Consider the following 22,662-nt stretch of genomic DNA (forward strand, 5'->3'; position numbering starts at 1 on the left):
GTGCCCACCCCCGCGCCAGGGCCATGGCGCCGCTGCGTCGTGGGCGGTGCCCACCCACGCGCCCGGGCCGTGGCGCCCGCTGGGGGGCAGCCGCGCCGTTTCGTTGTGGGCAGGCGTTCCGCAGGGGCGATGGGGGTCCCCCCTGCTCGAGCGAAGCCGAGAGCTTGGGGGAGGGTGGGCACAACGGAACGGCACCCTCAGCGGTGCCTCCGCGCCCCGAGCCTGGACCCGCACCCGTACGGAGCTGTACACCGGGTGCGGGTTCAGGCGCGGGAGCCTAGGCGCGGCCGGGCGCGCCGTTCCGTGTGCCCACCCTCCCCCAAGGACTTCGTCCAGGGGGTACCCCCAGCCCAGCGGAACGCCTGCCCACACGGAGGGCCTCCGGGAGGCGGGGGCGGGTCAGTACGGGGCCGGGTGGCCGGTGGCGTCTTCGTGCGTGTAGAAGAGGTAGAAGGCGCCGCCCCCCACCCCCGCTGCCACGATCAGCCCCAGCACACTCGCCGAGAGCACGCTGGAGCCGGACAGGCTGTAGAGGAAGCCGATCGCGCCCCCCGCGAGCGCCCCCCACGCCGCCGCCCGCAGTTCGCGCGGCAGCGCGCGGCCGTAGGTGCGGAGCGCGTACACGCCTCCGGCGAGGAGGAGCGCGGAGATGAGCCCGAGCCACAGCTGGCCCCAGGTCAGCGCTCCGCCGTGGCGCGAGACGGTCGAGGCGTAGAGGCCGTAGGCGATGCCGATGACGGCGGGCAGGACGGCGCCGTGCAGGTTCACGGGGCGCCGCGCGGGTACCGCTGCGTGTGCGGCCATGGCAGGGGCTCCTTCACGTGTCGCGGTCACTCGTGTCCAGCGCACACCCCCGCCCCCGCCCCCGCAAGTGGATCAGCCGCCCTGCCCCGGCCGTACCGCCACCGCGTCGATCTCGAACAGCATGCCGGGCAGCGCCAGCGCGGCGACCCCGCTGAGCGTCTGCGCCGGGAGCCGTTCGCCGAAGGCCGCGTGCAGCGCCTTCCCGAGCACCTCCAGCTTGCCGAGGTCGTGGTCGACGACGTACGAGCCGAGCCGCACGACGTGCTCGAAGCCGAGCCCGACGCCTTCGAGGGCGTGCCGCAGGTTCGTGAGGGAGAGCTCGACCTGGGCGGCGAAGTCGCCGGGGACGGGCGCGCCGGTGGCGTCGGAGGCGTACTGCCCGGCGACGAAGACGAGTTCGCCGGGGGCGGAGGCGGCGTGGCTGTAGCCGAAGGGGGCGGGGTCGTGGAGGGCGGGCGGGTTGGTGAGGGTGCGCCGGTCGGTCATGACGGGTCGGTTCCTTCCCTTGTTCCTCGACATTCGATGTCCAGAATCATGCAGCGGTTCCGGGATTTCGGACCTTACACATCCAGAATCAGGCGAGGCAAGAGCGGACCGCCGCTCACCCGTTCAGCCCAGCCGGAAGGCCGAATTCCCCCGATTGCTCCCACGATGAGGCCATGAGCCAGAACACCGCACCCCCCCGCCCGCACAAGTCGAGCACCTCCGAGGCGTGGGCCTCCGGCGGGACGCTCTTCGCCGGTGTCCTCATGCTGGTCACCGGCGTCATGGACATCTTCCAGGGCATCGCCGGGATCGCCGAGGACGACGTCTACACCCGCGTCGGCGACTACGTCTTCAAGTTCGACCTCACCACCTGGGGCTGGATCCACCTGATCCTCGGCATCGTCGTCGCGATCGCCGGCTTCGGGATCCTCAAGGGCGCCGAGTGGGGCCGGGTCGCCGGTATCTCCCTGGCCTCCCTCAACCTCATCGCCCAGTTCCTCTTCCTGCCCTACCAGCCCTGGTGGGCGCTGTTCTCGATGGCCATCTCGGTCTTCGTGATCTGGGCCCTCGCCACGGACGACGCGTACGGCACCGGCGACCGCGTCTGAGCGGCGGGAGGCGAGAGACACGAGGGACATCGGATGGCCGCCCACCGACCCCGTACGCGATCAGGTACGGGTACGCGATCAGGTACGGGTACGCGATCAGGTACACGATCACGGATACCGGTCCGGTCGCGCCGGGCGGCGGGCGCCGTCCTCCTCGCCCTCGCCGTCGCCGGCGGCGGCGGCGGTTGCGACGCCGCCAAGGAGGCCGCCGGGGACCTCGTCTCCTCGGCGACCGCCGCCGTCGCCTCCGCCGCGCAGGAGAAGATGGACCAGATCAAGGACGGCGCGAACGCCACCGGCGACGTCGTCGCCGGGCCGACCTCCGTCGACGGCGACCGCACGGTCGCCACCGTCACCGCCGCCAACCCCCTCGACCAGACCGCCGACTACACGGTCCTGGTCACCTTCCGGGACGGCGGCGGGAACTTCCTCGACACGGTCCTCGTCACCGTCGACGGCGTCCCGGCCGGAGCCTCCAAGTCCGGTACGGCGCGCAGCAATCGGACGCTCGACGGGGCGACGACGGCGGAGATCACGCGGGCCCTGCGACACTGAGGGGGTGGACCGAGCCCTCACCGCAGCGACCGGTGGTACGCCCGACGGTACGAACCCGGGAGAAGCCCCCCGGCCCCCTCGACAGCTCCCGTCCCCGCCGTCCCCACCCCTCCGGCCCAGGCACCGCGACCGCGCGCTCGCCTGGGCCGCCGGGCCGCTCCTGGCCGTCCCGGCGGTCGTCGCCGGCTGCCGCGCCCTCGACGTCGACGGCGACACGCCGCTCCCCCAGCTCCTCTCCTTCCTCCCCTGGCTGACCGTCCCCGCCGGGCTCGGACTGCTGCTCGCGGCCGCCGCCCGCCGCCGGGTGCTCGCCTTCCTCGCGGTGCTCGTCCTCACCGCCACCGCGTGGGCGTCGCTGCCGTACACCCCGCTGCTCGCCGTCACCCACGGCAACCCGACCGCCCGGCTCCGGGTCATCGCCGCGAACGTCGAGTTCGGGCAGGCCACCGGCTCCCTCATCGACCTCGCGCGCCGGGAACGGCCCCAGGTGCTGTACGTCTCCGAGTGCGACCCCGCCTGCGGGCGCGCCCTCACCGCCGCGCTGTCCCGGCAACTGCCGCACCGGGCCTCCGTCGACGCGGCGGGCTCCGCCGGCTCCGTGCTGCTCAGCGCCTATCCGCTGCGCGACCGGTCCGTCGTCCCCGGGACCATGGGCATGCCCGGCGCCACGGCCGAGATCGCCGGGCGGCCGGTACGCCTCCAGCTCGCCCACCCCATGCCGCCCGTCCCCGGCCAGGTCGCCCTCTGGAAGGCCGAACTCGCCCGGCTCCGGGACGCCGTCGCCGCCCGCCCCTCCGGCGAGGCCCTGATCCTCGCGGGCGACTTCAACGCCTCCCAGGACCACGCCGCCTACCGCTCCCTCGTCGCCGCCCGTCCCCTCCTCGACGCGGCCCGGATCACCGACGCCTCCCGCACCCCCACCTGGCCCGCCGAGGGACCCGTCCCGCCGTACGTGCAGATCGACCACGTCCTCACCAGCCCCGCCCTCACCCCGACGGCCACCCGCTTCCCCACCCTCCCCGGCAGCGACCACCGGGCCGTCGTCGCCGACCTCGACCTGCACGACGGGCGCTGATCGGCGACGCTGGAGGCATGGACAACGAGCAGATCCTCGACGACATCGGAGCGCTCGTGGAGGAGGAGCGCGCCCTCCGCCGCCGCACCGGCGGCCTCCTCCCCGAGGAACGCGCCCGCCTGGCCGACCTGGAGGTCCGCCTCGACCAGTGCTGGGACCTGCTGCGGCAGCGGCGCGCGAAGGCGGAGTTCGGTGAGGACCCCGACACCGCCGCCCTCCGCCCCGCCGCCGAAGTCGAGTCCTACCGCAACTGACCGGCGCCCCGCACCGGGCCCGGGTCCCCGCGCCGTCACGGCCCGGACCGGGCGCGTAAGTTGAAGGGCATGGGTTCTGGACGGAGGCGGGACGGGCGGCTCGTGCCTCCCGCGTGGCTGACCGCGGGTCTCCGCCCCGCACCCGCCCCCGTCCCCTGGGCCGCCGTCGTCCGCGCCTCGCTCGCGCTGTCGTTGCCGCTGGCGGTGGGGCTGGCCGTGGACCAGCCCGCGTACGGCGCGCTCGTCTCGATGGGCGCGCTCTCCGGGGTCATCGGCGACACCGCCGACGCCTACCGGATGCGGGTCTTCAACATCGCCGTCCCGCAGCTGTTCGGCGCCCTCGGCGTCACGCTCGGGACGCTCGTCTTCGGGCAGGGCTGGCTCGCGGTCGCCACGCTGACGCTCGTCGCGCTCGTCTCGGGGATGATCTCCTCGATCGGCGCGGTCGCCTCCGCCTCCGGCCTGCTGCTGCTCCTGAACGCCGTCGTCGGCGCCGGTCTCCCCATGCCCGAGCCCTGGTGGAAGGCGCCGCTGCTGCTGACGGCCGGCGGTCTCGTCGTCCTGGCGCTGACCCTCCTCGGCTGGCCGCTGCGCCGCGCCGCGCCCGAGCGGGCCGCGGTGGCGGCCACCTACCGGACGGTGGCCGACCTGTACGAGGCCGCGGGCTCGGAGTCGTACCAGGAGAGACGGCGGGAGGTCACCGCCTCGCTCAACCAGTCGTACGACCTGATCCTGGCCCGCCGCACCCGTCAGCACGGCCGCACCTCCTCGCTGGCCCGGCTGCTCGCCCAGCTCAACGTCCTCGTCCCGCTCCTCGAAGCGGCCCCCGCCGCCGACCTGCGGGCCCGGCTGTACGGCCCGCTGCCGCCGGCCGTCGCCGCGACCGTCCGCGACCTCGCGGACGCCGTGGAGAGCGGCCGCACCGAGCACCCGGATCAGCCCGGGCCGGTCTTCGGCCCCGCCGCCCGCCCCGCCGAGAAGGCCGTCGAGCACGCCCTCCGGCACGCCGCCACCGTCGTCCACGAGGCCGAACCCGACCCCTACGACATCGACGACCGGCTCGGCCGCCCCGCCTCGCTCACCGTCCGCGCCCGCCGCACCGCCCGCACCACGCTGCTCTCCGAGCCGTCCTGGCGGTACGGGCTCCGCCTCGCGCTCTGCATCGGCCTCGCCCAGGCGCTGGTGTCGCTGATCGCGGTGCCCCGCTCGTACTGGGTCGCGCTCACCGTCACCTTCGTGCTGAAGCCGGACTTCGGCTCGGTGTTCTCGCGGGCGGTGCTGCGCGCGGTCGGCACCTGCCTGGGGCTCGTCTCCGCCGCGCTGGTCCTCGCCGAGGTGCCCCGCGGCTGGTGGGACGTGCCGGTGATGGCGCTGCTCGCCGCGCTGATCCCGGCGTTCTCGGCGAAGGGGTACGCCTTCCAGACGGCGGCCATCACCCCCGTCATCCTGCTGCTCTCCGACACCCTCAACCAGGAGGGCTTCGACCTCGTCCTGCCCCGCCTGTACGACTCGCTCATCGGCTGCGCCATCGCGCTCGTCGCCGGCTATCTGCTGTGGCCGGAGTCCTGGCACAGCCGGATCGGCGACCGGCTCGCCGACGCCGTCGCGGACTCGGCCGCCTATGTGGAACGCGCCTTCGGCGCGGACGCCAACGCCGGCCGGCTGCGGGCCCGCCGCGCGCTGTACCGGGACCTGTCGGCGGTCCGCTCCGAGTTCCAGCGCGCCCTCACCGAACCGCCGCCGACCGGCACCCGGGCCGCCGCCTGGTGGCCGCTGGCGATCGCCGTCGAACGGATCGTGGACGCCACCACGGCCGCCCGGATCCGGGTCGCGCACGGTGCCCCGCCGCCGGACCCGGCGGAGGTGACGGCCGTGGCGCGCGAACTGCGCGAACTGGCCGAGGGCCTGCGCGCCACCGACACCCTCTTCGCGGTCCGCACCGAACTGCCCGGCGACGACGAGGGCGTCCTCGCCCCGCTCCGCCAGGAGGTCCGCGCGGCCCGCGCCATCGCCGGCCCCGAGCTGCGCTGACCGCCCCGTAAACCCCTTTGGGACGGTACGTGGGGGCGTATCGGCGGACTTACCGGCGGTCACGGAACGGAACCCTCCTGCCACCGTTACCGGATTCCACCGGGCCGACTACGATGCGCTCGACCGCTCCGACGTGATCAGCGCCCGCACCCCTGCCCGCGCCCGCCGCCGGACGGCCAACCGGCTCGCTCACCGGGCCACTTCACCCGCCCGCCACCCTCCTCACCGCACCCCTCCACAGCCGCTCCGCCCCCTATCCCTCCGTCGTCCGGAACCCCCCACACCCGCTCCCAGGACTCCGAGGACACCGTCATGCGCACGACCACCAGCAGAGGGCTCCAGCCCAATGTCCTCGGCACCTTCGACACGATCGTGATGGCCGTCGCGGGCAGCGCCCCCGCCTACTCGCTCGCCGCCACGACCGCCGTCCTCTTCGGGGCGGTCGGGTACGCCGGACCGGCCGCGCTGCTCACCTGCGCGATACCGATGTTCGGCATCGTGCTCGCCTACGCGCGCCTGGGCCGGATCGACGTCAACGCGGGCGCCGGCTACTCGTGGGTGGGCCGCACCCTCCACCCCTTCCTCGGCTTCCTCTCCGGCTGGGCGCTGGTCTTCGCCGCGACCGTGTTCATGGTGGCCGGATCGCTGCCCGCCGGGACGCTCACCCTCGCCCTCTTCGACGCCGACCTCGCCGCCTCGACACCGCTGGCGACCGGCGTCGGCGCCTGCTGGTTCCTGCTGATGCTCGGCGTCGTGCTGGGCGGCGCCCGGCTCACCGTACGGGCCCAACTCCTCATGTCCGGGATCGAGATGGCGATCCTGCTCGTGTTCGTCCTCGCGGCGGTGGCGCACCGCGGCCGGGCCGTCGCCTTCGACTGGTCCTGGTTCGGCCTCGGGCACTTCCACGGCCCCGAGGGCTTCGCGGCGGGCGCGCTGATCGCCGCGTTCTACTACTGGGGCTGGGACGTGACCAGCAACCTCAGCGAGGAGACCCGGAACAGCCGGCGGACGGCCGGGCTCGCCGCACTGGTCGGCGTCGGCTTCGTCTTCCTCCTCTTCGTGGCCTTCACGGTCGCGGTGAACGTGCTGCTTCCGGCCGACGGGATCCTGTCCGCCGGGCCGAACGTGCTCGCCGTCCTCGGCGAGGAGATCTGGCCCGGCGTCGGCGGGAAACTGCTGGTCGTCGCCGTGATCCTGTCCACGGTCGCCACCCTGGAGACCACCCTCCTCCAGGTGACCCGCTCGCTGTTCGCGATGGGCCGCGACCGGACCCTCCCGGCCGCCCTCGGCCTGGTCCACCGCCGCTGGAACACCCCGTGGGTCGCGGTCGCCGCCGTCGGCGCCGCCGCGCTGGTCCTCTTCGCCGCCGCGGCCGCCGCCGGCTCCGTCCAGCGGATCCTGAGCGACGCGGTCTCCGCGATCGGCCTCCAGATCGCCTTCTACTACGGCCTGGCGGGCATCGCCGCCGTCGTCGCGTACAAGTCGCTGCTGCTGCGCTCGGCGAAGAACTTCCTGCTCGGCGGGGTGTGGCCGCTGCTCGGCGCCGCGTTCATGCTGTGGGCGTTCGTCGAGTCGCTGGGCGAGCTGTCCACCACCGCCCTCGCCATCGGCCTCGGCGGGCTCGCCGCCGGCCTCGTCCCGATGGCGGTGTACTGGCGCAAGGGCAGCGACTACTACCGGCCCGCCCGCCTGGACGCCTCCCGCGCCCTCGCCGCCGCCGACGAGTCGGCCCCGGTCTCCCCCGGCGCCCGCCTGCGGGACAAGAGCTACGCCACCGACTTCTGACGCCGCCCCTCTCCCTCCCCACAGCCCCCTCCCACAGCCGCCGCACCACCGACGCACCGATCGAAGGAGGCCCCCATGGGCGTACGCCGACGCGCCCTCAGACGGTCCCGCGCAGACCGGTTCACCCCCGACTTCGACCCGGACTTCGGTGACCGCGCGCTGACCGAGGCCCGCCACGACATCGTGATCGGCCGCTGGCAGGGCGTACGGGACCTGCTCGCCGCCACCGGCGACGACTGGGCCCGCCGCACCCACCGGATCCGGCTGCTCTCGCACGCCGCCGCCGGCAGCTCCACCGTCGAGACCTGGCGGGCCGCCGAACCGGGCAGCGCCGACGCGGCGGTGCTCCGGGCGGCGACCGAGGTGGTCCGGGTCTTCGACGCGGCCATCGCGGCCGGCCGGGGCGCCGCCGTGGACCGGGCCCGGATCGACGCGGCCGTCGACGCCTGCCGGGGCGCGGCGGACGCGGCGCCCGCCGACCCGATGCCGTGGGTGTCGATGCTGTCGGTGGCCAGGCTGTACGAGGGCGGCGTGCCGCGCCGCGAACTGCGGTATTGGTTCGACGAGTTGCGTCGCCGCGACCCGTACAACACGGAGGGCCACGTGCAGGTGCTGCGCTACCTCTCCGCGCGCTGGCACGGCACCCACGGCTCGATGTACGACTTCGCGCGGGACGCGGCGGGGGTGGCTCCGCCCGGTTCGGCGCTGCCGGTCCTGGTGCAGGTGGCGCGGGTGGAGGAGTACCGCTACATCGCCGACGGGGCGCTGGGCCGCGGCCCGGTGCGCGGCTTCGACCAGCACTGGAAGCACGAGCTGGCGGTGACCGAGCTGCGGCGCACCTACGAGCGCTGGATCGGCGGCCGGGACGCCTCGCGCCCGGTCGCCCCGGAGGAGGTGGGGGACCTCAACTTCCTCGCGCACGCGGCCTGTTACGCGGGCCAGGTGGAGCCGGCCCGGGAGCTGCTCGCCCTGCTCGGGACGCGGGCGGCGTGGGTGCCGTGGGCGTACACGGGCGACCCGGAGGAGCAGTTCGTCCGCTTCCGGGAGGGCCTGGGGGTCGGCTGACCCCCAGGCCCACGCGTACCGCTACCGGACCGGGCTCCGACCCGGCTTCGGATCAGACGCCGATGTCGCGGCCGTCGGTGCGCCAGACGGCGACGACGGACGGCCGGACGATCTTGCCGGGGCCGTCGGGCCAGGCGGAGGCCGGGTTCTCGACGGAGGCGCCGTCGACCTCGCCCGGGTGCTGCACGGCCACCAGGACGCGGCGGTCCTGGATGATCGGGCCGCAGGTCTCCGCGCCCTTGGGGACGGTGAGGAACTGCTTCAGCTCACCGCGGCGCTCGCCGTGGGTGGCGACGCCGAAAAGACCGTCGTGCGAGCCGAGCTGGTTGCCGTCGGTGGAGATCCACAGGTTGCCGTGCGGGTCGAAGGCCACGTTGTCCGGGCAGGAGATCGGGGAGACCTTCTCCTTCGGGTAGCCGGCGAAGTAGGTGGCCGGGTCGTCCGGGTCGCCGGCGACGAGGAAGAGGCGCCAGGCGAAGCCGTCCGAGGACGGGTCGTCCCAGTGCTCGGCCAGCTCCAGGACCTGCCCGTGCTTGTTGGCGTTGCGCGGGTTGGCCTCGTCGGCCGGGGCCTTGCCGGCCTTGCCGCGGTCCTTGTTGTTGGTGAGGGCGACGTAGACGCGGCCGGTGCGGGGCGAGGGCTCGACGTCCTCGGGGCGGTCCATCTTCGTCGCGCCGACCTTGTCACCGGCGAGGCGCGTGAAGACGAAGACCTCCTCGGCGGTCATGCCCGGCACGTGGGAGACGGCGCCGTCGGGGCCGGCCGTGGCCAGCGGGATCCAGGTGCCGGAACCGTCGAACTCGCCGTCGTTCGGGAGCTTGCCGGTGCCGTCGATCTCGGCGGCCGGCGAGTCGCCGGTCAGCTTGGCGACGTACAGCGTGCCCTCGTCGAGCAGCGTGAGGTTGTGCTCGCGCGCCCGCCGCGACGAGCCCTTCATCATCCGCTTCGACGACACGAACTTGTAGAAGTAGTCGAACCGCTCGTCGTCGCCCATGTAGACGACCGGACGGCCGTCGGCGGTCAGGCGCGGCTGCGCGGCCTCGTGCTTGAAGCGGCCGAGCGCGGTGCGCTTGCGGGGCGTGGACTGCGGGTCGTACGGGTCGAGCTCGACGACCCAGCCGAAGCGGTGGGACTCGTTCGGCTCCTGCGCGAGGTCGAAGCGCTTGTCGAACCGCTCCCACTTGCGCTCGGAGGCGCCGGCGACCATGCCGTACCGCTTGTCCGTCTCGGACGAGCCGTTGGCGAAGTACTGGTTGAAGTTCTCCTCGCCGTGGAGCGTGGTGCCCCACGGGGTGGTGCCGCCCGCGCAGTTGTTGAGCGTGCCGAGGACGGTACGCCCCTCCGGGTCGGCGGAGGTCCTCACCAGCGCGGAGCCGGCGGCGGGCCCGGTCAGCTCGAACTCGCTGGTGGTGTGGAGGCGGCGGTTCAGGTAGTGCCGGGAGACCGGGGTGAGCTTGCCGGTACGGCGCTCCTCCTGCACGACGACGACGGACAGGCCGTGCGCGGCCCAGGCGATCTCGACCTGCTCGCGGGTCGGGTTCTCGGCGTCGTAGCCGCGGAACATCAGCACTTCGTCGGTGTACTCGTGGTTGGCGACGAGCACCTGCTTGCCGTACTCCCCGCGCAGCGGCAGCAGGGAGAGGAAGTCGTTGTTGTACCCGAACTGCCCGGCCTGCGCCTCGGCGGTCTGGTTCTCGGCGTCGAAGGCGGGGGCGCCGCGGAGGATCGGCTCGCCCCACCGGATGACGACGTTCTGCCCGTAACCGGACGGGACGGTGACCTGGTCGGCGGTGTTCGGCGCGACCGGCGCGAAGCGGAGGCCGCGGGCGCCGTCGGCCGGCTTGTGCCCGTGCCCGGGGTGCGCCTGCGCCTCCGGGGCTCCCCCGAGCACGACCGCCCCGCCGGCGGCGGAGGCGACGGTCACGACGGCGGCGGCGCGGAGCGCGGAACGGCGGGACAGCACACCGGCTATGACGTCGCCGACGTACTCGTTGTCGCTGGTGTTCGGCACCTCCTGGAAGCAGGCGTCGCCGCAGCGGAACCGGCAGGTGAGAGCGGAACGACCGCCCGCGTGCGAGTGGGTGCCGAGCAGCGGCAGCAGTTTGCGCACTTCGTCCTCCTCCGGCGCAGCACTGCGCCGACATGGTGTCGGGAATCCGTTCGGCCGTGACGGTATGTGCGCACATCTGCACGGGGACGGCGGCGGAGTGAACGCCGGATGAATGCACGGCAACCGTGACCGACGGGGTCCACGGAACCGGAGGACGCGGCCGCTAACCTTACGTGTCCGCCCTGGCCAGGGATGAAGGACGCATACCGCATCCAACTCATGCGAAAGGGTTCGCCCATGGGTATTCGGAGCTTGCTGCGCAAGGTATTCGGCCGCGACCGCGAAGATCCCGCGACCCCTTCCGTCCCGCCCCAGTCCCGCGAACCCGAACCCACCCGGGCCGCGACCCCCACCCCGGAGCCCACCCCGGAGCCCGAGGCCGACGTCAAGCCCCCGGCCACGGCCGCCCAGAAGGCCGCCGACGACCTGGTGGCAGCCGCCTTCGACAACCCCCAGATCCCGAAGGCCCGCACGTCGGTCCAGCAGCCGCCTGCGGAGACGGCGGCTGAGCCCGAGACCGAGGCGGCCGCGCCGACGGCGGACGCTGAGGCGGAGACCCAGGCGCAGGCCGAGCCCGAGACGGCGGAGCCCGAGACGGCGGAGGCCGAGGCGGCGGAGCCCGAGGCGGCGGAGCCGACGGCTGAGGCCCAGGACCAGGCGGCCGACGCTCAGGCCGAGGCGCCGGAGCCGACGGCTGAGACCGAGGCGGCCGCGCCGGAGACGGCGGACGCTGAGGCGGAGGCCACGGCGCAGGCCGAGCCGGAGACGGCGGAGGCCGACGCGGCGAAGGCCGACGCGGCGGAAGCCGACGCGGCGGAGGCCGACGCGGCGGAGGCCGAGGCCGAGGCGGCGGAGCCGACGGCGGAGGCCCAGGCCCAGGCGGCCGACGCTCAGGCCGAGGCACCGGAGCCGACGGCTGAGACCGAGGCGGCCGCGCCGGAGACGGCGGACGCTGAGGCCGGGGCCACGGCGCAGGCCGAGACCGAGACGGCGGAGGCCGACGCTCAGGCCGAGGCGCCGACCGAGGCCGAGGCGGCACCGGTTGCCGAGGTGACCACCGACACGGAGCCGGCGCCGGAGGCGGCCACCGCCGCCACGACCGACGCGGACGCGTCGGAGCCCGACGTGGCACCGGCGGACGCCCCCACGGCGGTCGAGCCGGAGGCCGACACCGACACCGCACTCACCGCTGAGGCCGCGCCGGAGGCGCAGCCGACGGCCGAGGCCGACACGGACCCGGAGCTCACCGCCGAGGCGAGCGAGGCGGCACCGGTCGCCGAGACGACCGCCGACACGGAGCCGGCACCGGAGACGGCCACCGACGCCGCGGCCGACACGGCACCCGCGGACGCTGCCGAGGCGGTCGAGCCGGAGGCCGACACCGACACCGACACCACGACGCCCACCGCCGAGGCGAGCGAAGCGGCTCCGGTCACGCCGGAGGCGACCACCGACGCCGACGCGTCGGACTCGGACGCCGCCGTCGCGACGCCGGAGGCCGAGGCGGCACCGGTCGCCGAGACGGAGTCGACCCCGGAGGCGGACGCCGCTGAGGCGGCGCCGGAGGCCGAAACCGACACCGCACCCACCGCTGAGGCGGCGCCGGAAGCGCAGCCGACGGCGGAGACCGACACGGACCCGGAGCCCGCCGCCGAGGTCGAGCCGGCGGCCGAGGCCGAGACCGCCCCGGCGGACGCCGAGCCGACCGAGACGGCGCCGGAGGCCGACACCGAGGCTGCTCCCGCCGCCGCCGAAGCGGAGCCCACGGCGGACGCCGAGCCGACCGGGGCGGAGCCTGCCGCCGGCACCGGCACCGCCGCCGTCCGCGAGGACCTCGCGCCGCACCTCGCGGAGGCGTACCGCGCCGCCGGGGACGTGCTGCGGGGCGAGGGCCTCGACACGGCCCGCGCCCGGGTGTACCTCGTGGTCGACCGGTCCGGGTCGATGCGCGGGTACTTCAAGGACGGGTCCGTGCAGCGGCTCGCCGAGCAGGCCGTGGCGCTGGCCGCGCACCTGGACGAGGACGCGACGGTCACGACCGTGTTCTTCTCGACCGACGTCGACGGGGTCGTCGACCTCACCCCCGCCGACCTCACCCCCACCCGCGTCGACGAGATCAACGCCGGTCTCGGCCGGCTCGGCCGGACGAACTACCACCGCGCCGTCGAGGAGGTCCTGGCCCACCACGAGAAGGCGGACCCGGCCCGCCCGGCGCTGGTGATCTTCCAGACGGACGGCGCCCCCGAGTCCCGTACCGCCGCGAACCAGGCCCTGGCCGAGGCCGCCGGGCGCCCCGTCCACTGGCGCTTCACCGCCTGGGGCGAGGAGGACGGCAAGGGCTTCGACTACCTGCGGAAGCTCACCGCCGACCGTACGGCGACGCACTTCGCGGGCCCGACCCCGGTCGAGACCCCGCACGAGGACTTCTACCGGGGGATCCTCACCGGTCTCACTCTCTGATCACCGCGCCCCACCCCGCCCCTCCCACGCCCCACCCCGCCCCGCCCCCTGCTCTTATCGATGTGAGTCGATCTTCGTAAGGCCGTTAGGATTTCGACCATGGCGGCCACTGGATCCGAGAAGCAGGGGGCGAAGGCGTTCTACGTCACGACCCCCATCTACTACGTCAACGACGCTCCTCACCTGGGCCACGCCTACACGACCGTCGCAGGCGACGTGCTCACGCGCTGGCACCGTCAGCGCGGCGAGAAGGTGTGGTACCTCACCGGCACGGACGAGCACGGTCAGAAGATCATGCGCACGGCCGAGGCGAACGACGTCACGCCCCAGGCCTGGTGCGACAAGCTCGTCGAGGAGGCGTGGAAGCCCCTCTGGGAGCACCTGAACATCGCGAACGACGACTTCATCCGCACCACGCAGAAGCGTCACACAGACCGCGTCCAGGAGTTCGTGCAGGACCTGTACGACAAGGGCGAGATCTACAAGGGCGGCTACGAGGGCCCGTACTGCGTCGGCTGTGAGGAGTTCAAGCTCCCGGGCGATCTCATCGAGGCGGAGGACGGCACCAAGCTGTGCCCCGTCCACAAGAAGCCGGTGGAGATCCTCAAGGAGGAGAACTACTTCTTCAAGCTGAGCGAGTACGGCCCGAAGCTGCTCGAGTTCTACGAGGCGAACCCGGGCTTCATCCAGCCGGAGTCCGCCCGCAACGAGGTTCTGAACTTCGTCAAGCAGGGCCTTGAGGACCTCTCCATCTCGCGCTCGACCTTCGACTGGGGCATCCCGGTCCCGTGGGACGACGAGCACGTGATCTACGTGTGGATCGACGCGCTGCTGAACTACGCGACAGCGGTCGGCTACAACGAGAACCCGGAGAAGTTCGAGGAGACCTTCCCCGCGAACGTCCACCTGATCGGCAAGGACATCCTCCGCTTCCACGCGGTGATCTGGCCGGCCATGCTGATGGCGCAGGGCCTCCCGGTCCCGGGCAAGGTCGCCGCGAACGGCTGGCTGATGGTCGGCGGCGAGAAGATGTCGAAGTCGAACCTGACCGGCATCAAGCCGCAGGACCTGACCTCGCACTTCGGCGTGGACGCGTACCGCTGGTACTTCCTCCGCGCGATCGCGTTCGGCCAGGACGGCTCGTTCTCGTGGGAGGACTTCTCCGCCCGCTACACCTCCGAGCTGGCCAACGACTACGGCAACCTCGCCTCCCGCGTGGCGGCGATGGTCGGCAAGTACTTCGGCGGCGAGCTGCCGGCCTCGACGGCCGACGGCGACGCCGAGAAGGCGGTCCAGGAGGGCCTGGCGAAGGCGGTCGCGACCGCCGACGCCAAGATCGGCGAGGAGCTGGACTTCCAGGGCGGCATCCTGGCGGTCTTCGACTTCGTGAAGCAGGTCAACGGGTACATCACGGAGCAGGAGCCGTGGAAGGTCGCCAAGGACGAGTCGCCGGAGGGCCGCGCCCGCCTGGCGACGATCCTCTACACGGCCGCCGAGTCGCTCCGCGCCGCCGCCGTCCTGCTCAACCCGGTCATGCCGGAGTCGTCCCAGAAGCTGTGGGACTCCCTCGGCGCCGAGCCCGTGCTCGGCGCGCTGGCCGCCCAGCCGGTGCAGGACGCGGCCCGCTGGGGCCAGCTGCCGGCCGGTGCGACGGTGACGAAGGGCGCGGTGCTCTTCCCGCGCCTGGAGGACCCGAAGAAGGACTGACGTCCGCCCGTACGCGAGCGAAGGCCGCCGCCCCTGTTCTTCGGGGCCGGCGGCCTTCGCCGTACGCGGTCCGTCCTAGCTGTACGGCGGGTTCAGGGTGAAGACGACCCGCTTGCCCGGCCCCGAGTAGTTCGCCCGTTCGTTGACTCCCCACAGCCGGTGCACCGCCGGGGACCAGGAGAGGTTCTGGGTGAGCGGCGGCGCCTTGGTGAGGACGTGCGGCGCCTCGCCGAGCTTGGCGCGGTGGATGCAGTACGGGTCGTCGGAGGTCTGCGCGCCCGCGTACTCCGGGCAGACGCCGCTGAAGTAGTAGTACGTGCCGTCGGTCGCCGCGCCCTGCACCTTCCAGACGGGCACGCGGTACGCGGCGCTCGCCGTCACCGAGCCGGTGTAGTTGTTGGCGCCGTCGGTGTCGAGGAGCGCGTCGGTGGCGTTGAGCGGCCAGCGGACGAGGGGACGGCCGCCCGTCGCCCCGAACTCGGAGGTGACCAGGCTGTCGGTGCCCGTGCGGTCGAGGCTGAGCGAGGTCAGGCACGGCGCGGTGTCGGTGCAGGCGGCGCCGTAGGCCGCGTTGGAGTACATGCCGATCATCGGCAGGGCCCAGTCGTGGTCCCCGGAGTACGCGGTGCCGTCGACGACGCCGACCTTCGTGGGGGTGTCGCCGCGGGTCGTCTTCCACAGGTGGCGCAGGTCGTAGACCTGGATCTGGTGCCCGGTGGAGACGAAGAGCTTGTTGCCGTACCAGGAGACGCCGTCGGCGTGGCCTCCCGGATGCGGGAGGGCGGGGCTGTTCTTGTCGCCCACGGCCCGGAAGCCGGCGGTGTCACCGGAGCCGTGCGGGTCCACGAGCAGGATGCGGTGGTAGACCGGCGCGACGCTCGGGCTGCTGTTGTTGACGACGGTGATGCGGGCCTGGGTGTCGTCCGCGTTGTGCCAGGAGGCGATGTAGAGGTACTTGCCGTCCCAGGTGCCGGTGGGCTGGGCGTCGTGGGAGCCGGTGAAGCCCTGCGGCGTCCACGTGCTGGAGATGTCGTCTTCCTTGTTCCAGCAGAAACCGCCGATGCTGTAGGCGGTGTTGAGGTAGCTGGTGTGGCAGAGCCCGGAGACGCCGGTGACACCACTGGTGACGCCCGGGTCGAAGAGCGGGGAGAGCGCGGTCCGGCCGGGGAAGCTGGTGACCTTGCCCGAGCTCTCCAGGGCGTCGATCGCGGCCCAGCGCTCGGTGAAGCCGCTCGCGGTGAGCCGCATCTGCGTGGCGTCCATGGGCGCGACCGGGGTAGCGGCGGCGGCCGGCGGGGCCGCCGTCAGGGTGAGGCCGAGGAGGCCGAGCGCCGACACCATCGCGGCGGCGGCGCGCGAACGCCATCGGCTTGTCGTATGAGTGGTACTGGTTCTCGTCACCGGGGGAGGTTACGCGAGGGCCAGCGCGGCCACGGCGGGGGCCATGTAGACCAGCGGGAACGGCACGTGCCCGTAGGCCCGCGCCCGGGCCACGGTGATCACCGCCCCGGCGAAGTACAGGACCAGCCCGATCGCGGCGAGCGTCCCGACCACCGGCACGAAGAACCCGACGACCAGCCCCGCCGCCCCGGCCAGCTTCAGCACCCCGAGCAGCTTCCAGATCGACTCCGGCACCCCGTACGCGGCGAGCGGCTCGACGACGAACCTCGCCCGGGCGAGCACCGAGGCTCCCGAGAACCCGGCCATGACGGCGGCGACGGCGGTGACGACGGTGGCGGTGGTGGACATCGGGACTCCTCAGACCGCGGGCCCCGGGAGGGGCCGTACACCGGGATGACGGAGCCCGCCCCGTCGGTGTGACGGGGCGGGCGAATTTCGTCAGGTGCGCGGGGACCGAGGGCTCAGAAGAGCAGCTCACCGTCCGGGTAGTCGTAGCCGACCTTGACGGCCGGCGCGTAGGAGCCGGCGCCGTTGCCCTTGTACAGGTACAGGTCGTTGACGCCGTCCCGCCCGATCAGGTCGGCCTTGCCGTCGCCGTTGATGTCGCCGGGGGCGGCGAGAGCGCTGTACCGCTCCCAGTCGACGCCGATCTGGACGCGGGGAGCGTAGGACCCCGCACCGTCACCCTTGTAGAACCACAGATCGCCGCTGGGAGTACGCCCGATCAGGTCGGCCTTTCCGTCACCATTGAAGTCGCCGGGCGCGAGCAGGACGTCGAACATCCCCCAGCCGGTGCCGATGCTCTTACGGGTTCCGTAGCCGTCGGCGCCGTTGCCGGGGTACAGCCAGAGGACACCGGTGCTCTTCTCCCGGGCGATGAGGTCGGTCTTGCCGTCGCCGTCGAAGTCACCGGGGGCGAGCAGGACGTCCATGGCCTGCCAACCGCCGGTGCCGGCCGGTATGCGGGTGGATCCGGAGTACGTGTCGGTGACCGGGTCGGCCGCGGTGACGGCGGCCGGATAACGCCACAGCTTGCCGTCGGTGTCGCTGGCGACGAGCGTGGTGCCGTCCCGGGTGATGTTGCTCATCGACCCCCAGCCGACGCCGACCTCGGTGGACCCGCTCAGCGTGCCATTGGCTCGGCCGGCGTAGCGGCGGAGGACACCGTTCGTGTCACGGCGGAAAAGGCCGTCGGTGGCGCATTCCGTGCCGCAGTCGGCCCAGGCCGCGGCGCCGCGGACCATGTTGTGGTCGGTGGCGTTCGAGACCCGGGGCAGAGCGTCGGCCTTGACGTCCTTGAAGTGCCGGGAGGAGAGGAAGACGTAGTCGAGCTTTCGGGCAGTCTGGCCGAAGGTGGGCGCACCGCTGCGACAGCGCGTCGCTCCTCTGGCGAGGCAGTCGGTCGGGAAGTCCTGGATGCTGAAGGATTCCTTGTCGGTCTCGTCGACCTCCAGGAACGCACCGTTTCCGTAGCCCAGACGATTACCGACAGCCGGCTCGTAGAACGCGGCGGTCACCGCGTTGCCGGTGCATATCATCCCCCAGCCCTTCAAGGGCACCGGCTCGCATTTCTCGACGGAAGCGGGCCCGGGCGTGGCGTTGAAGTCGCCACCGAGGGAGACCGGGACGCCCTGTGCCTGCCACAGATCAGCCTGCTGGGCCAGCTTCCGGGCCTGCTGCTCACGGCCTGCATGGGTTGCCGAGTCCCAGTCCAGGTGGACGGAACAGGCCCAGGTGGGGCGGCCCTGGGTGTACGCCTTGAGGCAGGGGGACTTGATGGCCTCCTCGTCGGCCTTGCCCTCGTGGTACGTGCCCAGTTCGAGATCCGCGTGGGCGAGGGCGTCACCCTTGACGAAGACGGCCATGCCGTAGTCACCTACGCTGGCCGGCCCCTGAATGCTCACGGTGTCCGAAGCGGGCTTCTTGCACTGCCCTTCGGGCGTGACCCCGAAGTTCTCGGTCGTGACGTAATGACCCGAGAAGCCCTTGGGAGAAAGCTTCGCGGCAAGGGTGTCGTACTGGTACCGGCAGATTTCCTGAAGGAAGATCTGATCCGCGTTCCAGCCGGTCGCGGTGCCCGGATCGGCCGCCTCGGTCTCCTTGAGGACCGCGTCGTACTTGGCCTGGTTCGTGTAGCCGGCAGCCCACTCGCACATGGTGCCGCTGCCGCACATGTTGAAGCTGATGAAGCGGATCGGGGGCGCGCTGCCGGGGTCCACTGTGTCGGCCTGCGCGGCCGGCGCCCCGAGGACGAGGGTGGCGGCGAGGCTGCCGAGGAGAGCCCCGACGCTGCCGAGTGCCGTACGTAGTCTCAAGAACGACTCCTGATAAGACGGGCGGCGGCCACAGCCGGACACCGGTCTGCGGGAGAACCGCCCTCGCGGAAAGGACCGCGTAACGGTAGGCGTTGCCGATCAAGGCCCCGGCAGCGGGGGGCGATACGACGGCTCGACGGCGGCGAGCTGCGACGCGAACGGGCACGCTCCCGAAGGCGCGCGCCCGCCGGCGACTCAGCCGTCGGTCCCGGTGTGGGTGGCGTCCGGGTCGACGCCCGTCGTGAGAGTGGCGACCACCCGTCCGCGATCCGCCTCTTCTTGTACCTGAGGTGAGCAGGCCGCCCTCGGCGCCGTTGCCCGGGTAGACCGCGTCCTGGTCGAGGGTGGTCCGCTCGGTGGTGCTGGTGGAGTACGGCGCCACCGCCGCCGCGTCGAGCACGGCGTCCTCCCGGAAGGACAAGTGCCCGGTGTGGCAGGTGCTCCCGCCCTCGTACCCGGAGGAGGTCATCGTCCCGCCCACGTGCACCTTGGTGTGGATGTGCACGCACCGCCCCCGGTACCACCCGGGGAAGACGGTCGTGAACTCGACGACCCCGTTGCTGCCGGTGAGCTGCGTCCCCGCGCAGGTAGCGGGTCTCGTCGGTGGGCGCCTCGTGACCGCCACCGCCACCGCCACCGCTGGGACCTCCGGTGGGCGTGCCGGAGGGCGGCGCGCCCATCGGCGGCTCACCGCTCGGAGGCGTACCCCCTCCGCCACCGCCCCCGATACCGACGCTCTCGTACCCGGAGTAGATCCCCTGCGCGTCGCAGTGTCAGATGTCGACGGCGACGCCCTTCAGCGGCTTGCAGCTCTCCGCGTCGATCACTTTGAGGCGGAGGGTGCGGGGAATCCCCGCCTTGCCCTCGGTGATGTCCTTCCGGATCTTGTCCGCGTCGATGTAGTACGGCCCCTCGGTCGTCTCGGAGGTGAGCCGGTAACACCCCTCGGCGACGGCGCCGTCCGTCCCGCTCCCGGCCGAGGCGGTACCGACCACCTCGGCACCGATCCCCGCCGCGACGACGGCCCCGCCCCTCAGGACGAGCACCCGCCGCCGCGAGAGGTCACGCCTGTGCTTCTGCTCTTCGCTCATGGCCGAGGACCCTAGGGACCGGCCCTGTCAGCACCGTGAGCGCTAGCTGTGCGTCCCTGTGAACCCGACGAACCCGCGCCACGCCTCCGGCGAGAGCACCAGCAGGGGGCCGTCGGCGACCTTGGAGTCACGGACGTGGACGGCGGCGGGGGTTGCGGCGACCTCGACGCAGGTGTCGCCATCGGGCCCGCCGCTGTAGCTGCTCTTACGCCAGGCGACCTCGACGCACGAGTCGCCTTCGCTGCTGCTGCTGTACGAGCTCTTGAACCAGACCAGATCAGAGACATCCCCTGGCGAGGTGCTGCGCGTCATGTCTCTCCTAGCAGTTGCTCGATGACGGCGGCGGACTCACCGGGAGTGAGGGCCTGCGTCCGAATGATCCCGTAGCGCAGCTCCAGAATACGGAGCTGCCGAAGGTCGGTCACGGGCCGTCCGCCCGCAACCGCGGGCGACCGGCCGACCGCCGTCCCGTCCTCGAACTTCAGCACCTCGATGCCTCCGGCGAGGCCCGCGTGTTCCTCGCGGCGCATGGGCATCACCTGCAGCTCGACCTGCCGCCACCGCGCCACCTCCAGGAGGTGTTCGAGCTGGCGCCGGAGCACCGTCCGCCCTCCCAGGGGACGCCGGAGCGTCCACTCCTCCAGGACGAAACTCAGCTCGGGCGCCGGATCCCGGTCGAACACCGACTTGCGGGCGACCCTCGCCGCCATGTAGCGCTCCACCTCGTCCTGCGTGTACGACGGACGCCGCATCATCAACAGCCCGCGCGCGTACTCGGGCGTCTGCAACAGGCCATGCACGTTCAGCGGCTCGTACAGCTGCATCTCGACCGCCTTCGCCTCCAGCGTCGCCAGCTCACGCACCTTCTTCGGGTAGCGGACCTTCGCCACGTCGTCCTTCATCGCCGACAGCAGCCCGTCCGCCCGCAGGACCTCGTCCGCCTTGTCCAGGTACTCGGGGCGGGGGATCCGCTTCCCGCCCTCGATCTTGTAGACGAGGTCCTCGCCGTAACCGAGCGCCACCCCGAAATCCGCCGCGCTCATCCCCACCGCCTCGCGGCGCAACCGCAGTTGGCGACCCACGGTGGCGACGACGGCGACGCCCCACTCGTCGTCCGGATCGACTTCCCAGCCGCTTTCCTCCGCCGACATCCCGCACCCCTCCACGTGTCCCGTCCGTCCGCGTTCCCCTACCCGCCACGGGGTCCCCGACAGACCGGACAGCAGTGGACAAGCCCCGGACAGTCACCCTACGTATCGGCGAGGTGACTATTCACGGTAGCCGCAGACGGACACGCTCGGTGACATGACCGAAGAGATCCCGACGCTCCAACTCACTCCCACCACCGACCAGTTCGACATCCAGCTCTCCCCGACGCCGCGCGGGGTACGCCTCGCCCGCCTCCTGGCCGTCGAGTGGCTGCGGCCGCGGCGGGGCCTCCCGTACGCCGTCACCGAGGCGGCCGCGCAGATCATCGCCGAGCTGACGACGAACGCGGCGACGCACGGCCGCGTGGCCGGCCGCGACTTCCGCCTCGCCCTGTGCGCCCACCCGGGCCTCCTGCGGATCGAGGTCAGCGACACGCGAGGCGACGACCTCCCCGAACCCCGCGCCGGGCGCGGACTGTTGCTGGTCGAGGCCCTGGCGGACCGCTGGGGCACCACACCGGGCCCCGTACCCCGCAAGACGGTGTGGGCGGAGCTCGACCTCTAGGCGGAACGAACGCACGCGCAACGGCTGGGGTATTACTGGGACATGCAGGAAGAGACCGCACGCGCCGCGATCGACACGTTCATCTCCGCGTTCAACGCCTCGGACGAGAGCTCTGTGCCTGTCCTGCTCTCCCAGGCCCTGACCTCCGACGTGGTCTTCTGGGGACCGCTGGGCCGCAGCGAGGGAATCGCGGCGGTCGAGCGGTTCGTGCTGGACATCCGGCGCCACCCGGCGGGGACCGGCACCATGGTGCGCTGCTCGGCGGTGGACATGCCCGACGAGTGGGCCCGGTACAAGTGGGTCTTCACCACGCCGGACGGAGGCCCCCGCCTGGCGGGAACAGACGTCGTCCACCTGCGGCGCAGCCTCATCGACCAGGTCATCGTCTTCGCCGGCGAGATCGCGCCGACAGCCTCCTGAGCCATCCGATCCCGCTGCGGACGGGGTGCGCCGTCGTCCCGTCCCACCGGCGCCCGGCCGACCGGGCGCCGGTGGCGCGGGCGGCAAAAAGCCAAAGAACCGAGCGGAAGAACTCCCACCCACCCACCCTCGCGCGGGCGCGTGGGAGCGCGGTCACTCACGCGAGTGAATATGCCAACTGATGGCGTTTAGAGGGGGATTGGCTGGACTACGCTCGGCGACACGACATCCGAGCGCAGAAATGCGTCGGCCCCCGCCGGGATTGCCGTCCCGATGCGAGGGCCTACCAAGCAGGAAGCCAAACCTTCCCGATGGATACCCGACAGCGTAGTCGGCGACAGCGCCCCACGCCCCGCCCACCCGCCAAGAACCACTCTTCCCAGCGTACTTCCGGCGGAGTGTGCCACGAGCGGACCCGCCTCACCCGCAACTTCACGGTCCTCGACAACGCCCTCATCCAGCACGAGGCACTCGGCGGCGCGGCCATCGCCATCGCCTGCTACATCGCCTCGCAGCCCGAGGGCACCCGCGTGGACATCCGGACCCTCGCCGAGAAGCTCCACTTCGGCAGGACGACCGTGTCCCGTGCACTGAACGCCCTGGAGGCCCACGGCTACCTGCGCCGCACGGTCGTCCGCACCCCCGACGGCCGCGTCTTCACCCACACGGTCTTCTGCCACAAGCCGTCCCGGGACAGGGCGGCACCCCCGAAGCGCCCGCACCAGCGATCCCCGAAGCCGGCCCCGACTCCCGCACCCGCCCCAGACCGCACCCCCACTCCC

General features: G+C 72.7%; 20 protein-coding genes and 1 pseudogene. 12 read left to right on the forward strand and 9 right to left on the reverse strand.

The window, feature by feature from the left end; genetic code table 11:
• Positions 1–399: 399 nt before the first annotated feature.
• Both IF73_RS0134555 and IF73_RS0134560 read right to left on the reverse strand, forming a co-directional pair.
• A complete protein-coding gene (locus tag IF73_RS0134555; RefSeq protein ID WP_031014861.1) occupies positions 400–804 on the reverse strand; it encodes a hypothetical protein in 405 nt (134 codons plus the stop codon).
• A 72-nt stretch (positions 805–876) separates the two neighbouring features.
• On the reverse strand, positions 877–1,290 hold the full coding sequence (locus IF73_RS0134560; protein WP_031014864.1) for a RidA family protein: 414 nt from the start codon (positions 1,288–1,290) through the stop codon (positions 877–879).
• Positions 1,291–1,463: 173 nt separating this feature from the next.
• On the opposite strand from IF73_RS0134560, the gene IF73_RS0134565 reads away from it, so the two are divergent.
• From IF73_RS0134565 to IF73_RS0134595, 7 genes are all read left to right on the forward strand, one after another.
• On the forward strand, positions 1,464–1,898 hold the full coding sequence (locus IF73_RS0134565; protein ID WP_031014866.1) for a DUF7144 family membrane protein: 435 nt from the start codon (positions 1,464–1,466) through the stop codon (positions 1,896–1,898).
• Positions 1,899–1,931: 33 nt separating this feature from the next.
• A complete protein-coding gene (locus IF73_RS0134570; RefSeq protein WP_199806776.1) occupies positions 1,932–2,453 on the forward strand; it encodes a hypothetical protein in 522 nt (173 codons plus the stop codon).
• Positions 2,454–2,457: 4 nt separating this feature from the next.
• Complete coding sequence (locus IF73_RS0134575) at positions 2,458–3,528, forward strand: endonuclease/exonuclease/phosphatase family protein (protein ID WP_078868416.1); 1,071 nt, start codon at positions 2,458–2,460, stop codon at positions 3,526–3,528.
• Positions 3,529–3,545: 17 nt separating this feature from the next.
• On the forward strand, positions 3,546–3,782 hold the full coding sequence (locus IF73_RS0134580; protein WP_031014873.1) for a DUF2630 family protein: 237 nt from the start codon (positions 3,546–3,548) through the stop codon (positions 3,780–3,782).
• Between the two features lie 69 nt (positions 3,783–3,851).
• Positions 3,852–5,813, forward strand: a complete 1,962-nt coding sequence (locus IF73_RS0134585; RefSeq protein WP_031014875.1) for an FUSC family protein — start codon at positions 3,852–3,854, stop codon at positions 5,811–5,813.
• A 312-nt stretch (positions 5,814–6,125) separates the two neighbouring features.
• The gene (locus tag IF73_RS0134590) at positions 6,126–7,598 is read left to right on the forward strand and encodes an APC family permease (protein WP_037881455.1); all 1,473 of its coding nucleotides are present in this window, start codon (positions 6,126–6,128) and stop codon (positions 7,596–7,598) included.
• A 75-nt stretch (positions 7,599–7,673) separates the two neighbouring features.
• Positions 7,674–8,663 carry a hypothetical protein gene (locus IF73_RS0134595; protein ID WP_031014878.1) on the forward strand — a complete coding sequence of 330 codons (990 nt, stop codon included), beginning with the start codon at positions 7,674–7,676 and terminating at the stop codon, positions 8,661–8,663.
• 52 nt (positions 8,664–8,715) lie between these two features.
• On the opposite strand, the gene IF73_RS0134600 is transcribed toward IF73_RS0134595, so the two are convergent.
• Positions 8,716–10,773 (reverse strand): PhoX family protein, encoded by a 2,058-nt coding sequence (locus tag IF73_RS0134600; RefSeq protein WP_031014880.1) that lies wholly within the window; start codon positions 10,771–10,773, stop codon positions 8,716–8,718.
• Positions 10,774–11,025: 252 nt separating this feature from the next.
• Between IF73_RS0134600 and IF73_RS40060 the strand changes: the two genes are divergently transcribed.
• Positions 11,026–13,233, forward strand: a complete 2,208-nt coding sequence (locus IF73_RS40060) for a VWA domain-containing protein (protein WP_078868417.1) — start codon at positions 11,026–11,028, stop codon at positions 13,231–13,233.
• Positions 13,234–13,332: 99 nt separating this feature from the next.
• The gene (gene metG / locus IF73_RS0134610; protein ID WP_031014884.1) at positions 13,333–14,940 is read left to right on the forward strand and encodes a methionine--tRNA ligase; all 1,608 of its coding nucleotides are present in this window, start codon (positions 13,333–13,335) and stop codon (positions 14,938–14,940) included.
• A gap of 75 nt (positions 14,941–15,015) precedes the next feature.
• Here the strand turns inward: metG and IF73_RS0134615 are convergent, their stop codons facing one another.
• The 6 genes and pseudogenes from IF73_RS0134615 to IF73_RS0134640 form a co-directional block, all read right to left on the reverse strand.
• Entirely contained in the window at positions 15,016–16,341 is a 1,326-nt protein-coding gene (locus IF73_RS0134615) for a hypothetical protein (RefSeq protein WP_234338432.1), read from the reverse strand.
• A 9-nt stretch (positions 16,342–16,350) separates the two neighbouring features.
• On the reverse strand, positions 16,351–16,689 hold the full coding sequence (locus tag IF73_RS0134620; protein WP_031014889.1) for a DoxX family protein: 339 nt from the start codon (positions 16,687–16,689) through the stop codon (positions 16,351–16,353).
• Positions 16,690–16,802: 113 nt separating this feature from the next.
• Positions 16,803–18,656 (reverse strand): FG-GAP repeat domain-containing protein, encoded by a 1,854-nt coding sequence (locus IF73_RS0134625; protein WP_037881459.1) that lies wholly within the window; start codon positions 18,654–18,656, stop codon positions 16,803–16,805.
• A 195-nt stretch (positions 18,657–18,851) separates the two neighbouring features.
• Positions 18,852–19,747: pseudogene (locus IF73_RS42925) on the reverse strand (intradiol ring-cleavage dioxygenase).
• Between the two features lie 42 nt (positions 19,748–19,789).
• Positions 19,790–20,059: a DUF397 domain-containing protein gene (locus IF73_RS0134635; protein ID WP_031014895.1), complete on the reverse strand. Its 270-nt coding sequence runs from the start codon at positions 20,057–20,059 to the stop codon at positions 19,790–19,792.
• The gene (locus IF73_RS0134640; RefSeq protein ID WP_031014897.1) at positions 20,056–20,898 is read right to left on the reverse strand and encodes a helix-turn-helix domain-containing protein; all 843 of its coding nucleotides are present in this window, start codon (positions 20,896–20,898) and stop codon (positions 20,056–20,058) included. The genes IF73_RS0134635 and IF73_RS0134640 overlap by 4 nt, the downstream gene beginning before the upstream one ends.
• Positions 20,899–21,052: 154 nt before the next feature.
• Here IF73_RS0134640 and IF73_RS0134645 point away from each other — a divergent pair, with 154 nt between their 5' ends.
• The 3 genes from IF73_RS0134645 to IF73_RS0134655 all read left to right on the forward strand — a co-directional run.
• Positions 21,053–21,460 (forward strand): ATP-binding protein, encoded by a 408-nt coding sequence (locus tag IF73_RS0134645; RefSeq protein ID WP_031014900.1) that lies wholly within the window; start codon positions 21,053–21,055, stop codon positions 21,458–21,460.
• Between the two features lie 42 nt (positions 21,461–21,502).
• Entirely contained in the window at positions 21,503–21,880 is a 378-nt protein-coding gene (locus IF73_RS0134650; protein WP_031014902.1) for a hypothetical protein, read from the forward strand.
• A 398-nt stretch (positions 21,881–22,278) separates the two neighbouring features.
• The coding region (locus tag IF73_RS0134655; RefSeq protein WP_158822237.1) for a MarR family transcriptional regulator at positions 22,279–22,662 on the forward strand (384 nt) is incomplete at its 3' end.

It is taken from the genome of Streptomyces sp. NRRL F-5727 (assembly GCF_000719555.1).
In the GTDB taxonomy this organism is placed as follows: domain Bacteria; phylum Actinomycetota; class Actinomycetes; order Streptomycetales; family Streptomycetaceae; genus Streptomyces.